Consider the following 15287-nt stretch of genomic DNA (forward strand, 5'->3'; position numbering starts at 1 on the left):
CTGTGCTTGCCTCGGGGGAAATCACGAATTCTCCTTGACCAACTCCACGACTAATAGGAGGCGGAATGCGTTTCGGACGTACTTCCAAAGCGGTGGGTATCGCGGCAATCGCCGCATTCGTACTGAGTGCCTGCGCCGGCAACACCGGCGGAACCACCCCGACTACGGGGACGGCCAAGCAGGGGGGGACGGCAACAGTAGTTGAGACGAACGCATTTTACTCGTTCAACCCCAACACGGCCGACGGCAACAACGACATCAACTCAAAAGTCAGTTACGCCACCCACTCGGGCTTCTACTACATCGACAACAAGCTGAACGTTGTCCACAATGACAAGTTCGGCAAGTATGAAAAGGTCTCGGACAACCCGCTGACGGTCAAGTACACCATCAACGAAGGCGTGAAATGGTCTGACGGCGCTCCCGTCTCGGCCGCTGACCTCCTCCTGCAGTGGGCCGCCTTCTCGGGTTACTACGACGACGCCAACGCCGAAGCCAAGACGGGAACGTCCTACTTCTCGTACGCGGGCGATCCGGCTGGCCTGGCATTGACGGATTTCCCGGAGATCGGCGACAACAACCGTTCAATGACCCTCAAGTACTCCAAACCGTACGCCGACTGGGAGATCGCTCTCGCTGGCCCGAGCATCGACGTCCCGGCCCACGTGCTGGCCCAGAAGGCGGGGCTGAAGGACACCCAGGCGTTTATCGACCACCTCAAGGGTATGCCTCGTGGCGATGCCAAGGCACCCAAGGCCGCGGACGCCGCGCTCAAGACCATGGCCGAAATGTGGAACACGGGCTTTGACACGAAGACCCTTCCGTCGGACTCGAACCTGTTCCTTTCCAACGGTCCGTACATCGTCAAGAGCGTAAGCCAGGACCAGTCGCTCACCATGGTCCGCAACAAGGACTACAACTGGGGTCCTACGGCCAGCCTGGACGAGATCACTGTCCGCTACATCGGCTCGGCTCCGGCCCAGGTACAGGCGCTGAAGAACGGCGAGGCCGACATCATCGCGCCGCAGCCTTCTGCAGACACGCTTGACCAGCTGAAGGCGCTCTCCAGCCAGGGTGTCACGGTCGAGCAGGGCAACCAGCTCGCATACGACCACCTGGACCTGAACTACTCCGGTCCGCTGGCCGAGAAGAACGTCCGCGAAGCCTTCATGAAGACCGTTCCGCGCAAGGACATTGTCGACAAGATCGTCAAGAAGCTTGACCCCAACGCCAAGCCCCTGGACTCGCAGCTGTTCGTACCGCAGCAGGCCGCGTACGCCAATTCGGCTTCAAACAACGGATCCTCTGCTTTCGGGGACGTGGACATCGACGGCGCCAAGAAGCTCCTGAACGGCGCCACGCCGGAAATCAAGATCATGTACAACAAGGACAATCCGAACCGTGTCGATGCGTTCTCGCTGATCCGCGAGTCTGCCGCAAAGGCTGGCTTCAAGATCGTCGACGGCGGTCTGGGCGCCTCCGACTGGGGCAAGGCCCTGGGCGATGGCACATACGATGCAACGATCTTCGGCTGGATCAACCCGGGGGTCGGCGTTGCCGGTGTTCCGCAGATCTTCCGCACCAACAATGGCTCCAACTTCAACAAGTTCAGCGATCCCGAGGCTGACAAGCTGATGGACGAACTGATCGGTACGACGGATCGCGGCAAGCAGGACGAACTGATCACACAGATTGACAAGAAGATCTGGGATTCCGCCTATGGACTTCCGCTCTTCCAGTCCATTGGTGTGGACGCCTACAGCGACCGCATCACGGGCGTGAAGTTCATGCCGAACCAGACCGGTGTCTGGTGGAACTTCTGGGAGTGGGCTGAAAAGTAGGCCGACGCTCAGCGAGCGAAACAGCTAGCAAAGGCGCCGGGACCGAAGCACCATGGTCCCGGCGCCTTCTGCAGCACGACCGGTATTTGCCGGCTCCCGGCGGACAACGCTGGCGAGTCCGGCACGATTCTGCGATAGGTCAGGGACAACCTCTGGCCTGGATCTTGAGGTTCTTTCACCATGGTGACCTATATCGTCAGGCGGCTGGTTACCGCCGCAATCATACTTCTAGGGGCTTCGTTCCTGGTCTATCTCCTGACAGCGTCGTCAGGTGACCCCCTGGCAGACCTCCGCGCCAGCAGCGCCCCCAACAAGCAGGCGCTCATGGATGCCCGGAGCGAACTACTTGATCTTGACACACCTGCCCCCCTTCGATACTTCAAATGGCTCGGCGGCGCCGCCCAATGCCTCGTCCCTTTCGCCAATTCCTGCGATCTCGGCAAGAACATCACGGGCCAGCCCATTACCGAGGCACTGGGCTTTGCCTTGGTCCAGACGCTGACGCTGGTCACGGGCGCCACCGTCCTGGCCATCCTGATCGGCATCACCCTCGGAATCATCACTGCATTGAGGCAGTACAGCGCTCTGGACTATGGCGTGACGTTCATGGCCTTCCTCTTCTTTTCACTGCCGATCTTCTGGGTGGCCGTGCTCCTGAAGGAATTCGGTGCCATCGGCTTCAACGACTTCCTCCGCAATCCCGAGATACCGCTTCCCGTGTCCCTCGCCGTAGGTGCCATAGCCGGCCTCTTGGTCGCGGTGGCCGCGGGCGGAGACTTGAAGCGCCGGGCCATTACAGGTGGCTCGGTTTTCGCCGCCGTCACGTTGGTGCTGGTGTATTTCTCGGCAACCCTTTGGTTCCGGAACCCCGGGCTCGGCCCTGTGGTCATCGCCGTTGCCGGCGTCGGCATTGCCTTCGCGGTCACGCTCTTGGCAGCCGGCTTGAAGAACCGCAAGGCCCTCCAGTCCTCCCTGATCGTGGTGGGCATCGGCGTCGTGGCGTATTTTGCGGTGCAGCCGCTGCTGGCCGAGGCCACGGCCTTGATGATCGTCCTGCTGGCTATCGGAACTGTGCTGATCGGGGTCGGCGTCGGGTATCTGATGGGTGGCTACGACCGCGGCCAGTCAATGCGGTCGGCCGGCATCACGGCTTTCCTCGTTGGAGGACTCGTGATCTTGGACCGCTTCATGCAGGCCTGGCCAACGTACTTCAACAACAGCCGTGTCCGCGGCCGTCCGATTGCCACGATCGGTGCAGGAACTCCGAACATCCAGGGTGATTTCTGGGTCCTGAGTCTCGATACGTTCACCCACCTTCTCCTTCCGACCGTGGCCCTGATCCTGGTCTCGCTGGCCAGCTACACGCGCTTCACACGGTCTTCGATGCTGGAAATCATGAACATGGACTACATCCGGACGGCCCGTGCCAAGGGCTTGTCCGAACGGTCCGTCGTCATGGGCCACGCATTCCGCAACGCGCTGATTCCAATCGCCACGATTGTGGCCTTCGACATCGGGGCGCTGATCGGCGGCGCCGTCATCACGGAGACAGTCTTCTCCGTGCGGGGGATGGGCTTCCTGTTCCTGGACGGCATTATGCACATTGATCCGAACCCCGTCATGGGCGTGTTCCTGTGCGTCGCGATGACCGCGATGGTCTTCAACCTCATTGCGGACCTTGCGTACTCCGCACTCGATCCCCGCGTAAGGATAAAAGCATGAGCCAGCCAACCCAAGAGGACGAAGTCCTGGCACAGCAGGCTGCCCATGGCGGCACCTTTCCGGCGTCCGCCCCGGAAGCAAAGGGCATGAGCCAGGGCCAGATTGTCCGCAAACGCTTCTTCGGCCACACAGGCGCCCTGGTAGGCCTGGCCGTGTTCATCATCATCTTCCTTCTCGCGTTCACCTCCGTGGGGTGGGCGTTCATCCCGGGCTGGTGGAAATACAGCCACCTGGACGTCTCGCCGCTTGTGAATGATGGCGCTCCCACGTCGTCCCTGTGGCCCCTGGCATGGGGAGAACACCCCTTCGGCCAGGACCGCATTGGCCGTGACCTCTTTGCAATGACCATGCGCGGCGCGCAGCAGTCCGTCATCATCATGCTGATCATCGGCGCTATTGCGGGAATGATCGGCGCGGTAGTCGGCGGCCTCGCGGGCTATTTCCGCGGCTGGGTCGAAGCGATCCTCATGCGCCTCACCGACATCATCATCATCATCCCTGTCCTGCTCCTGGCCGCAGTGGTGGCGCAGATGGCTAGCAGGAGGGACGAAGGCAGCTGGTTCTCCGGCTTTGCCGCGAGCAACGGCGTGTTGGTTCTTGGCATCTTCCTCGGACTTGTGAGCTGGGTCGGTCTGGCGCGCCTTGTCCGCGGCGAGTTCCTCACCCTTCGCGAACGCGAATTCGTCGACGCCGCACGGATCTCCGGCGCCAGCAACGCAAGGATCATTTTCAAGCACATCCTGCCCAACGCCGTCGGCGTCCTGATCGTCAACGTCACCCTGACTATGTCGGCAGCCATCCTGCTCGAGACGGCCCTCAGCTACCTCGGCGTCGGCGTGAAGTCCCCGGACACGTCGCTGGGCCTGCTGATCTCGCAGAACCAGGAGGCCTTCGCCACGCGCCCTTGGCTGTTCTGGTTCCCGGGCCTGTTCATCGTGTTGATCTGTTTGAGCATCAACTTCATTGGCGACGGCCTGCGTGACGCTTTTGATCCACGCCAGAAGAAGTTCAAGGCCAGGACTGCCGTCGAAACCGCCAGGCACTCCAGCACGACGACGGCGCTGGCCGCCGAAGCGCCGAAGGGCAGCTAAATGGAACCAGGGCAGGTGTCTCTACTGCAGGAAAACCGACCAGTAACTGGCCGCGGCCAACACCACCGTGGCCGCCACGCGGAACCAACCCACGGCAACGGGCACCAGGGTTTCTTCGGCCCGGCCTGCTTCGACCTGCCCGCACTCAAGGCGTTCCTGCCAGCGGGCCCGAACCATCAGGGCCGCGGCGCCGGAATCGGTGTTCTTGAGGTCGCCGGGGCGGACCGAGCTGCCGGGACCGTACGAGGTCTCCGGAAGGCCTTTGAGGTGCTCGGGGCGGGCATTTCGCCCGCCCCAGATTCCCGGAGCCGGCGCAGCCCACGCGGGGTACTTTCTGCCGGGCGTCATCAGGGTCAGTGCATAGCGGGTGTCAACTTGGACCAAGGCCTCCCAGGGAACGTCGATCGTCCGGTAGGGATTCTCCAGCGTCACGCCTGCGTCGTGGACCACCACGGCGGGGCGCCAGAAGAGCAACCAGCCGAAGAACGCAACCAGCAGCAGGGGAGCGGTTCCCGCAAGGGCTGCGGGCCCAGCCGCGGTGACAGTGACCACCACGCCGAACGCCGCGACGGACCAGCAGATCCAGGCGAGCAGCCTGTTGCTGCGGGCTTTGAAGATTTCGACATTTCCGGCATGCGGCTCTCGGCTCATGCCCCTAATAATTCAGGATTCCGGGCTACTTCACGAATCACCCTTTGGAGGGTGGCCCGGTTGGAAGGGAAGACCCAACATGACTGACAACACAAGCCCGGACCCAGCGGCGACCCCATTGGAGACGGCTTCGGACAAGACCATGCCAGGGGCCTTGGTCCTCGAGGTGCGCGATCTCAGCGTCGATTTCGGCGTGGACAAGAAATGGATCCCCGCCGCCATCGGGCTGAACTACGAGGTCAGGGCAGGTGAAGTCCTCGCGATCGTCGGCGAATCTGGTTCCGGCAAGAGCGCCAGCTCCATGGCCCTGCTCGGGCTGCTGCCCGGCAATAGCCGTGTCAGGGGAAGCGTGAAACTTTCCGGCCGTGAACTGCTGGGCGCCAAGGCCGGCAACATCCGCGAAGTCCGTGGCAAGGAAGTGGCCGTGATCTTCCAGGAGCCCATGACGGCACTCAACCCGGTCTACACCGTGGGCGCCCAGATCGTGGAAACCCTTCGCCTGCACAATGAGATTTCGCCGGACCAGGCCAAGGAGCGTGCCCTGCGCATGCTGGACCTCGTGGAGCTCCCCGACCCCGAGAAAGCCTTCAAGTCTTATCCGCACCAGCTGTCGGGCGGACAGCGGCAGCGTGCCATGATCGCACAATCGCTGTCCTGCGATCCGAAACTGCTGATCGCGGACGAACCCACCACGGCCCTTGACGTGACCGTCCAGGCAGAGATCCTGGATCTCATGCGCCACCTGCGCAACAAGCTGGACAGCGCTATCGTCCTGATCACCCACGACATGGGCGTGGTGGCCGACCTCGCCGACCGCATCGCCGTGATGCGCAAGGGCGTCATCGTGGAAAGCGGAACTGCGCAGCAGATCTTCAGCAACCCGCAGCACGAGTACACGCAGTCGCTCTTGGCCGCTGTTCCGCACTTGGGACAAGGTGCGGACCATGCCGAGGTGGATGTCACCGCAGCTTTGGCCGCGGCGACCAACACTGAGCTCGAATCCGTGGATCACGACGAACTGCTCCGCCGGGAACGCGAAAACCAGGAAGCCTTGAAGGCGGCGGAAGAAGCGGCCAAGCCCAAGGGCAACCCCGTCCTGGAGCTGATCGAGGTGGCAATCGAATACCCCAAGCAAGGGCGAGTCCCGGCCTTCCGCGCCGTGGAAGGAGCCAACCTGGTGATCTACCCCGGTCAAGTAGTTGGACTGGTGGGCGAATCGGGATCGGGCAAGACCACCATCGGCCGTGCCGCCGTCGGGCTCTTGCCTGTTGCTGCCGGCACCATGCGCGTCGTGGGACAAGACATCTCTGCCGCAAAACGGAACGGAAAGCAGCTGCACCAGGTCCGGCGGGACATCGGCATGGTCTTCCAGGATCCGTCGTCGTCGCTGAACCCGCGCCTGCCCATCGGTGAGAGCATCGGGGAGCCGATGTACTTGGCAGGCGTCGCGAAGGGAACCGAGCTGCAGAAGCGGATCGAGAGGCTCCTGGACCAGGTTGAATTGCCGCGCGACTACCGCAACCGCTACCCCCACGAGCTTTCGGGCGGGCAAAAGCAGCGAGTCGGCATCGCCCGGGCACTCTCACTGCAGCCCAAGCTCATGGTGGCGGACGAACCGACGTCGGCATTGGACGTCTCCGTGCAGGCGAAGGTTCTGGAGCTGTTCCAGAACCTGCAGAGGGAGCTTGGATTCGCGTGCCTCTTCGTCACGCACGACCTCGCCGTTGTTGACGTCCTCGCAGACCGGATCTGCGTGATGCAGCGCGGCCGGATCGTGGAGCAAGGCACCCGTGATCAGATTCTGCGGAATCCCCAGGAGCCCTACACGCAACGGCTGCTGGCCGCCGTGCCCCTTCCGGATCCGGAGAAGCAAAGGGAACGCCGGGAGCTGCGCGCCCAGCTCATGGCTGCCGGCATCGAATAGCCGGCCCGGCGCGAACCGGCGTGACAAACAGCAAGGAGGAAGTCCCCGCAGCCCAGAGGGCTGCGGGGACTTCCTGCATGGTCGGTCTTACCTGCCCTGCTTGGTTGCTGCCCAGGAGCCTCGCACCGAGCTTCCGGTGCCCCGCTGCGGCCAGGTGGACGTCGTCGATCAAGTCCGCCCCGGCGTCGTACCTGCTCACCCAATCTCCCACGCTGAAAACGGCACGCCTTCCTTGGCCGCAACCCGTCCGAGCAGGGCATCCACCTGTGTGCTCCGTCCCGCCGCCGTTGGCGGCGCCGCGGGCCAAGGTGCCTACGAGGACCAGCCAGGCCTCCGGATACCGCTTCTTGGGGGCCGCGATGAGTTGACCGCGTTGGTCTGGATCTGGGCGTCGGGAATCCCGTGTGCAGCATCGTGGGACTGCGAGTCGCCGATCAGCGCGGCTACGCGGGAAGAGGCCGTGGTGTTTCGCATCGGTGTTCTCCCGGATGGATCCTGCTGTCCTTGCAATATTCGGTCATCCGGCCCCGAATGACCAGCCGGAAGGGAGCCCTGCCCGCGGCACCTGGGGTGTGATGAAGGCCACAAATTTATGGTATTTGACACGATTTTTAGGCCAATAAATACCACAGCGTTTAGACTCTTGGAAGGTGCCCTGTGCCAAAGGGTCTTATGCGTCGTGCGTTCCGGTTGGAAATGCGGCGATACAACAGCTGACATCACCACTGAAACGAGTCATAAAAGCATGTCTGAAACTACCATCAACACAGCGTCACGCAGTGACCTGCGCAACGTCGCGATCGTGGCCCATGTTGACCACGGAAAGACCACGCTGGTCGACGCCATGCTCAAGCAGACCAACTCCTTTGCCGAGCACAACCACCTCGAAGACCGTGTGATGGACTCCGGTGACCTGGAGCGCGAAAAGGGCATCACCATCCTGGCCAAGAACACCACTGTGGCCTACAACGGACCTTCCTCCAACGGTGAAACCATCACCATCAACGTGATCGACACCCCCGGACACGCCGACTTCGGTGGCGAGGTTGAGCGCGGCCTGTCCATGGTTGACGGTGTTGTTCTGCTGGTCGACTCTTCCGAGGGCCCGCTGCCGCAGACCCGCTTCGTGCTCCGCAAGGCACTTGCCGCACACCTCCCGGTCATTCTCCTGGTCAACAAGACCGACCGTCCTGACGCCCGCATCGACGAAGTTGTCCACGAGTCCATGGACCTGCTCCTGGGCCTGGCTTCGGACCTCGCCGACGAAGTTCCGGACCTGGACCTGGACAAGGTCCTCGAGGTACCCGTGGTTTACGCCGCCGCCAAGGTTGGCCGCGCATCCCTGGACCAGCCGGCCAACGGCTCGGCCCCGGACAACGAGGACCTCGAGCCGCTCTTCAAGACCATCATCGAGCACATTCCGGCTCCGACCTACAACCCGGACGGCGTGCTGCAGGCACACGTGACCAACCTGGACGCCTCGCCGTTCCTGGGCCGTCTCGCCCTGCTCCGCATCTACAACGGCACCCTGCGCAAGGGTCAGCAGGTTGCCTGGGCCCGTGCCAACGGCGAGCTCAAGACCGTCAAGATCACCGAACTGCTGGCCACCAAGGCGCTGGACCGCGTTCCGGCCGAGTCTGCCGGTCCAGGCGAGATCGTCGCAGTCGCCGGTATCGAAGAGATCACTATCGGTGAAACCCTCACCGACGTCGACAACCCGCAGCCGCTGCCCCTGATCACCGTGGACGATCCCGCGATCTCCATGACCATCGGTATCAACACCTCGCCGCTCGCCGGCAAGGTCAAGGGTGCTAAGGTCACGGCCCGCCAGGTGAAGGATCGCCTGGACAAGGAACTGATCGGTAACGTCTCCATCAAGGTCCTGCCCACCGAGCGTCCCGACGCCTGGGAAGTCCAGGGCCGCGGCGAGCTCGCCCTGGCCATCCTCGTGGAGCAGATGCGCCGCGAAGGCTTCGAGCTCACCGTCGGCAAGCCGCAGGTTGTCACCAAGACCATCGACGGCAAGATCCACGAGCCGATGGAACACATGACCATCGACGTACCGGAAGAGTACCTCGGCGCCGTCACCCAGCTCATGGCCGCCCGCAAGGGCCGCATGACCAACATGGCCAACCACGGCACTGGCTGGTGCCGCATGGAGTTCATCGTTCCGGCCCGTGGCCTGATCGGTTTCCGCACCAAGTTCCTCACGGACACCCGTGGCGCCGGCATCGCAGCCTCCATCTCCGAGGGCTACGAGCCGTGGGCCGGCCCGATCGAATACCGCACCAACGGTTCGATGGTCGCCGACCGCGCCGGTGTGGTCACGCCGTTCGCCATGATCAACCTCCAGGAGCGCGGTTCCTTCTTCGTGAAGCCCACCTCCGAGGTCTACGAGGGCATGATCGTGGGCGAGAACTCCCGCGCAGACGACATGGACGTGAACATCACCAAGGAAAAGAAGCTCACCAACATGCGTGCCGCTTCCTCCGACACCTTCGAGAACCTGACGCCGCCGCGCGACCTGACCCTCGAAGAGTCCCTCGAATTCGCCCGCGAAGACGAGTGCGTCGAGGTCACGCCCGAATCCATCCGCATCCGCAAGGTCATCCTGGACTCCAACGAGCGCGCGAAGGCCACCCGCGCCCGCGCCAAGGCATAGTCCGGCCGGTTGAGGCAATGAACAAGAGAGTCGCCGGTACGGCGCGCGGTTTGGCCGCGGCCGTGCCGGCGGCTCTTTTTGCAGCCTTGGCAGGCACGGCACTGCACCGGCAGTCCGTGGTGATTGCCGGCGTCGACGTTCCCTGGGGAGCGGCCGCCGCGCTTGTCCTGCTGGCAGCGGTCCAGCTGTGGCTGGCCGCCTGGTCGCGGTCACTGCTCCCGACGGCGGTTGCCGGGATCGGCTGCTATGCCGCCGTGGGTGCGCTGGCGGCAGCCGGGCCGGGAAAGCAGCTCATTCTCGGCGATCCTGCCGGGAACATCTGGGTCTACGGGATAGCAGGCGTCACGATTGCGATGCTCATTGTCGCCGCCTGGCTGCGGCGGCGCTCCGCCTGAGCGGCGCGACACCTTGGCTAGGTGATTGACCCGGGCCGCCGGCTGAACCAGACTGTGCCAGTGGGCAAAGACGTCTCGTCGGCTTCCGGCACGCCGATCCGGCGATCCGGACAGAAACGTGCCACCACGCTGTGGCGCGACACCAACTTTCTCCGGTTCTGGACCGGGCAGGCGATAAGCCAGTTCGGCACCCAGCTGGGGCAGTTGGCCTTTCCCGTGCTTGCCGTGACCTTGCTGGGTGCCACGGAGTTTGAAGTGGGGGCACTTAGTGCCTCGGGCCTCGCCGCCTTCCTGCTCATCGGCCTCCCCGCCGGTGCCTGGGTGGACCGCTGGCTCAAACGTAGGACCATGATCGTTGCGGACCTCATCCGGATGGCTGCGATGGCCGCGGTGCCGTTGCTGTGGTGGACGGGCTCTTTGCAGATCTGGCACTTGTTCCTGATCTCCGGTGTCATGGGCACGGCAACGGTGTTCTTCGACATCTCCTACCAAAGCTACGTTCCCGCGCTGGTCCCGTCGGCAAACGTTCCAGAGGCCAACTCCAAACTTGAGTCCACCGCCCAGATCGCCAGGATCGGCGGACCAGGGGCGGGCGGCGGGTTGCTCCTGCTGGTCTCGGCGCCAGTCCTCTTCCTCGGCGAAGTCCTCGGTTATCTTCTCTCGGCAGTGTTCCTGCTCCGCACCCGGGACAACGAGCACCGGGCGCCGGCACACCAGCGCAGGCCGCTCGTGAAGGAGATCCGGGAAGGCCTCGTATTCGTTTTCCGCCACCCCCTGATCAGCCGCATCGTGGTCTGCACCGCCGGTGTCAGTTTCTTCGCCACCTTGGCCCTGACGCTCTTCCCGGTCCTGGTCCTGCGGATCCTGGACTTGGGACCCCAGAACATGGGCGTCATCATGGCCGTGGGGGCGGCAGGAGGGCTCGTCGGGGCCGTGTCGGCCCCGAAAATCGCGTCCTGGATCGGCGAGGGAACCGTCATCCCGCTCGGTTCGGCGCTGAGCGCCTTGTTCCTGGCGTTGGTACCGTTCTCCGTCCTCGCCCCGAACCAGTTGGTGTCAGCGGTGATGCTGGTCGTCGCCGAATTCGGCTTCGGCTTCGGCGTGCTGATCTACAACATCATGCAGGTGTCCATGCGGCAGCGTGTGTGCCCGCCCCGGCTGCTGGGGCGAATGAACGCCTCGATCCGCTTCGTTGTCTGGGGAGTCATGCCGGTGGCGGCGCTGGCGTCCGGGGTGCTCGGCAGCTGGCTGGGCGTCACTACCACCATGTGGATCGGAGTCGCGGGAAGCCTGGCATGTTGCGCACCGGTGTGGTTTTCGCCGCTGCGGCGGATGAAGAAGCTTCCCGACGCCCCCGAGAAGGACTGACGGACTGCAGGACCCGGTCCTGGGAACCAGTCCTGCGATTCAGTCCCGTGCGATTCAGTCCCGTGCGGCCTGTCGCCGGACCGGCGCGGGTGGGACTTCCTTCGCGGCGACCACCCGGTCCAGCGGGATCTCGACGTCGGAGGTCCGCGTGCGGACCGTACACGAGTCCCCGCCGACGGCCACGAGCTGTCCCAGCGCATCGGTCATGCCGCCGTCGATCCGGTACCGGACCACCACGCGGATGCCGGCGGGTGCACGCAGCAGAAAATCCTGCGGGTGCGGGAATGGCTGATTCACCGTTTCATACTAAGACGCCCGGGTAGGTTCGCGTCATCGCACTGGTGGATAATAGGTTCAGAATTCAAATGTCCGGCCCAAGTGCCGGAAGTCTCACCCGGCAAAGTCCGGGACAACGTGGAGAGGTCGGGACGTGACGTACGTAATCGCGCAGCCGTGTGTGGATGTCAAGGACAAGGCGTGTATTGAGGAATGCCCTGTTGACTGCATTTACGAAGGTGAGCGTTCCCTCTACATCCACCCCGACGAATGTGTCGACTGCGGAGCCTGCGAGCCCGTGTGCCCCGTGGAAGCCATCTACTACGAGGATGACACCCCCGAGGAATGGGCCGACTACTACAAGGCCAACGTCGAGTTCTTCGACGACCTCGGTTCCCCGGGCGGCGCTGCCAAGATCGGCAACACCGGCAAGGACCACCCCTTCATCGCAGCCCTTCCGCCGCAGAACCAAGACCACTAAGGGCGGCTGCTTCCTGTGATTTCCGCGGCACCCGCCTTTGGCCTCAACCTGCCTGACTACCCGTGGGAGGCCATGGCGCCCTACGTCGCCACGGCCGGCAAGCACCCCGGGGGAGCGGTCAACCTCTCGATCGGGACGCCCGTGGACCCCACTCCGCAGCTGGTCCGCGAGGCCCTGGCCGCCGCCTCGGACGCACACGGCTACCCGACCGTCCACGGCACCGAAGCCCTGCGGCAGGCAGTGGTGGACTGGTTCGCTGCCCGCCGCGGCGTGCCGGGCCTGGATCCCAGGGATGTCATGCCCACGGTCGGCTCCAAGGAGCTGGTGGCCTGGCTGCCGTTCCTGCTGGGCCTGGGCTCCGGCGACGTGGTGGTCAGGCCCACCGTGGCCTACCCCACGTACGACATCGGGGCCATGCTGGCCGGGGCTACGGCCGTGGCCGCGGACGATCTCGACGAACTGGACGCGGCAACGCGGGCCAGGGTCCGGCTCATCTGGATCAACTCCCCGGGCAACCCCACCGGCAGCGTCCGGGACATCGAATCGCTTCGCCGGATCGTCGCCCAGGCCCGCGAAATCGGTGCCGTGGTGGCCTCCGACGAATGCTACGCAGAGCTTGGCTGGGGCGAATGGGATGTCCAGCGTGGTGGAGAGGCGGTTCCGAGCATCCTGGATCCCCGGGTGACGGGCGGATCCACGGACGGGCTGCTGTGCGTCTACTCCCTGAGCAAGCAGTCCAACCTGGCAGGCTACCGGGCGGCCTTTGTCGCCGGAGACTCGGCCATCATGGCCAACCTGGTCAACAGCCGCAAGCACGCCGGCATGATCGTTCCGTTCCCCGTCCAGGAAGCCATGCGGGTTGCCTTGGGCGACGCCGGCCACGTGCTGGCGCAGAAAGACCTCTACCGCGGCCGCCGCGAACGCATCCTGCCGGCGCTGGAGGCGTTCGGCCTGTCAATCCATGAGTCCAAGGCCGGCCTCTACCTGTGGTCCACGGCCGGCGAGGCCACCTGGGACACGGTGGCCCGCTTCGCGGAACTCGGCATTGTGGTCGGCCCCGGCGTTTTCTACGGCGACGCAGGCAACGGTTTCATCCGTGTCGCGCTCACGGGCAGCGACGAACGGATCGATGCCGCCGTCGAGCGGCTGAACACGGGCCGATAACAATGCTGTGACTTGCGACACAGCGCGCGGAAATCCGCCAGTAACCGACCTTAGCGGATTAGTTCCGGGCGGTTACTGGCGGTAGCTTTTTAACTGACTATCAATGGTGGCTTTCAACAAGAAAGCCGATTGGCCGTTGGAACCCTGCACCAGCAGGGCCGCAGGCGGCGAGACCAGATGTTGGTTGGATCAAGCTTTCTACAGAGGCCCAGAGGCCTCATGAAGGGGACTCCATGACTGAGACCACCAGCGCGACACTGCGCCATGCCGGCGGCGAACTCGAGCTTCCGCGCATCAAGGTTGTAGAAGGAAACGAAGGATACGACGTTTCCAAGCTGCTGAAGCAGACGGGCGCCGTCGCCTATGACCCTGGCTTCATGAACACCGCAGCCACCACCTCGGCCATCACCTACATTGACGGTGACGCCGGCATCCTGCGCTACCGCGGATACCCCATTGAGCAGCTCGCCCAGCACTCGAGCTTCCTGGAAGTTTCCTACCTCCTGATCTACGGGAACCTTCCGACCCCCACGGAGCTGGAAGCCTTCGACCAGAAGATCCGCCGCCACACCCTGCTGCACGAGGAGCTCAAGGGCTTCTTCGGCGGCTTCCCGCGCGATGCCCACCCGATGCCGGTGCTCTCCTCGGCCGTCTCGGCGCTCTCCACCTTCTACCAGGACTCCCTGGACCCGTTCAACCCGGAGCACGTGGAAGTTTCCACCATCCGCCTCATGGCGAAGCTCCCGGTCATCGCGGCCTACGCGCACAAGAAGTCCATCGGCCAGCCCATGCTGTACCCGGACAACTCCATGAACCTCGTGGAGAACTTCATGCGCCTGAGCTTCGGCCTGCCGGCCGAGCAGTACGAGATGGACCCGGTGGTCACCAAGGCCCTGGACCTCCTCCTCATCCTGCACGCGGACCACGAGCAGAACTGCTCCACCTCCACCGTCCGCCTGGTCGGCTCTTCCAACGCGAACCTGTTCGCCTCAGTCTCCGCCGGCATCAACGCCCTCTTCGGCCCTGCCCACGGCGGCGCCAACGAAGCCGTGCTGAAGATGCTGCGCCAGATCCAGGCCGACGGCATCAAGCCGGAGGACTACATGGAGAAGGTCAAGAACAAGGAAGACGGCGTCCGCCTCATGGGCTTCGGACACCGCGTCTACAAGAACTACGATCCCCGCGCCAAGATCATCAAGGCGACGGCACACGAGATCCTGGGCAAGCTCGGCGGCAACGACGAACTCCTGGACATCGCGATGCGCCTCGAAGAGAAGGCCCTGGCTGACGATTACTTCATCCAGCGCAAGCTCTACCCGAACGTGGACTTCTACACCGGCCTGATCTACAAGGCCATGGGCTTCCCGGAGAAGATGTTCACCGTGCTGTTCGCGATCGGCCGCCTGCCGGGCTGGATTGCCCAGTGGCGCGAAATGATCAACGATCCCCAGACCAAGATCGGCCGCCCGCGGCAGCTCTACACAGGGGAACCCGAGCGCAACTACCCGGCCAACTGAGGCCAGGACGCTTGGGGAATTTCCTGAAGGATTGAACGACGGCGGCCGCCCACCTCACGGTGGGCGGCCGCTTTGTCGTTCCGTGGTCCTGCGAACGCATCGTCAGGAGGCGTTGTAGCCGAAGGGGTTGTTCTTCTGCCAGCGCCAGTGGTCTTCGCACATCTGGTCCACGGTCTTGGTGGTGGACCAGCCCAG

At 63.8% G+C, this 15287-nt stretch carries 12 protein-coding genes; 10 read left to right on the forward strand and 2 right to left on the reverse strand.

Annotated features, from left to right (window positions below; genetic code table 11):
• Positions 1–65 precede the first annotated feature (65 nt).
• From J1902_RS04960 to J1902_RS04970, 3 genes are all read left to right on the forward strand, one after another.
• Positions 66–1841 carry an ABC transporter family substrate-binding protein gene (locus J1902_RS04960; RefSeq protein WP_207615130.1) on the forward strand — a complete coding sequence of 592 codons (1776 nt, stop codon included), beginning with the start codon at positions 66–68 and terminating at the stop codon, positions 1839–1841.
• A gap of 180 nt (positions 1842–2021) precedes the next feature.
• A complete protein-coding gene (locus tag J1902_RS04965; protein WP_207615131.1) occupies positions 2022–3563 on the forward strand; it encodes an ABC transporter permease in 1542 nt (513 codons plus the stop codon).
• Positions 3560–4654, forward strand: coding sequence for an ABC transporter permease (locus J1902_RS04970; RefSeq protein WP_207615132.1), 1095 nt, complete (start codon positions 3560–3562; stop codon positions 4652–4654). The genes J1902_RS04965 and J1902_RS04970 overlap by 4 nt, the downstream gene beginning before the upstream one ends.
• 21 nt (positions 4655–4675) lie before the next feature.
• On the opposite strand, the gene J1902_RS04975 is transcribed toward J1902_RS04970, so the two are convergent.
• On the reverse strand, positions 4676–5305 hold the full coding sequence (locus J1902_RS04975) for a PH domain-containing protein (protein ID WP_207615133.1): 630 nt from the start codon (positions 5303–5305) through the stop codon (positions 4676–4678).
• A 79-nt stretch (positions 5306–5384) separates the two neighbouring features.
• Between J1902_RS04975 and J1902_RS04980 the strand changes: the two genes are divergently transcribed.
• The 4 genes from J1902_RS04980 (at position 5385) to J1902_RS04995 (ending at position 11654) form a co-directional block, all read left to right on the forward strand.
• Positions 5385–7229 carry an ABC transporter ATP-binding protein gene (locus J1902_RS04980; RefSeq protein WP_207615134.1) on the forward strand — a complete coding sequence of 615 codons (1845 nt, stop codon included), beginning with the start codon at positions 5385–5387 and terminating at the stop codon, positions 7227–7229.
• Positions 7230–7974: 745 nt separating this feature from the next.
• Positions 7975–9891 carry a translational GTPase TypA gene (gene typA, locus J1902_RS04985; RefSeq protein WP_207615135.1) on the forward strand — a complete coding sequence of 639 codons (1917 nt, stop codon included), beginning with the start codon at positions 7975–7977 and terminating at the stop codon, positions 9889–9891.
• Between the two features lie 17 nt (positions 9892–9908).
• Positions 9909–10286 carry a hypothetical protein gene (locus J1902_RS04990; RefSeq protein WP_207615136.1) on the forward strand — a complete coding sequence of 126 codons (378 nt, stop codon included), beginning with the start codon at positions 9909–9911 and terminating at the stop codon, positions 10284–10286.
• Positions 10287–10346: 60 nt separating this feature from the next.
• Positions 10347–11654, forward strand: a complete 1308-nt coding sequence (locus J1902_RS04995; RefSeq protein WP_307794373.1) for an MFS transporter — start codon at positions 10347–10349, stop codon at positions 11652–11654.
• A 54-nt stretch (positions 11655–11708) separates the two neighbouring features.
• Here the strand turns inward: J1902_RS04995 and J1902_RS05000 are convergent, their stop codons facing one another.
• Positions 11709–11951, reverse strand: coding sequence for a putative acetyltransferase (locus J1902_RS05000; protein ID WP_207615137.1), 243 nt, complete (start codon positions 11949–11951; stop codon positions 11709–11711).
• A gap of 133 nt (positions 11952–12084) precedes the next feature.
• On the opposite strand from J1902_RS05000, the gene fdxA reads away from it, so the two are divergent.
• The 3 genes from fdxA (at position 12085) to J1902_RS05015 (ending at position 15092) form a co-directional block, all read left to right on the forward strand.
• The gene (gene fdxA / locus J1902_RS05005; RefSeq protein ID WP_018776555.1) at positions 12085–12411 is read left to right on the forward strand and encodes a ferredoxin; all 327 of its coding nucleotides are present in this window, start codon (positions 12085–12087) and stop codon (positions 12409–12411) included.
• Positions 12412–12426: 15 nt separating this feature from the next.
• Positions 12427–13575, forward strand: a complete 1149-nt coding sequence (dapC, locus tag J1902_RS05010; RefSeq protein ID WP_207615138.1) for a succinyldiaminopimelate transaminase — start codon at positions 12427–12429, stop codon at positions 13573–13575.
• A gap of 233 nt (positions 13576–13808) precedes the next feature.
• Positions 13809–15092, forward strand: a complete 1284-nt coding sequence (locus J1902_RS05015) for a citrate synthase (protein ID WP_207615139.1) — start codon at positions 13809–13811, stop codon at positions 15090–15092.
• Positions 15093–15287: the final 195 nt, after the last annotated feature.

The sequence above is a fragment of the Arthrobacter cavernae genome (genome assembly GCF_017368795.1).
In the GTDB taxonomy this organism is placed as follows: domain Bacteria; phylum Actinomycetota; class Actinomycetes; order Actinomycetales; family Micrococcaceae; genus Arthrobacter; species Arthrobacter cavernae.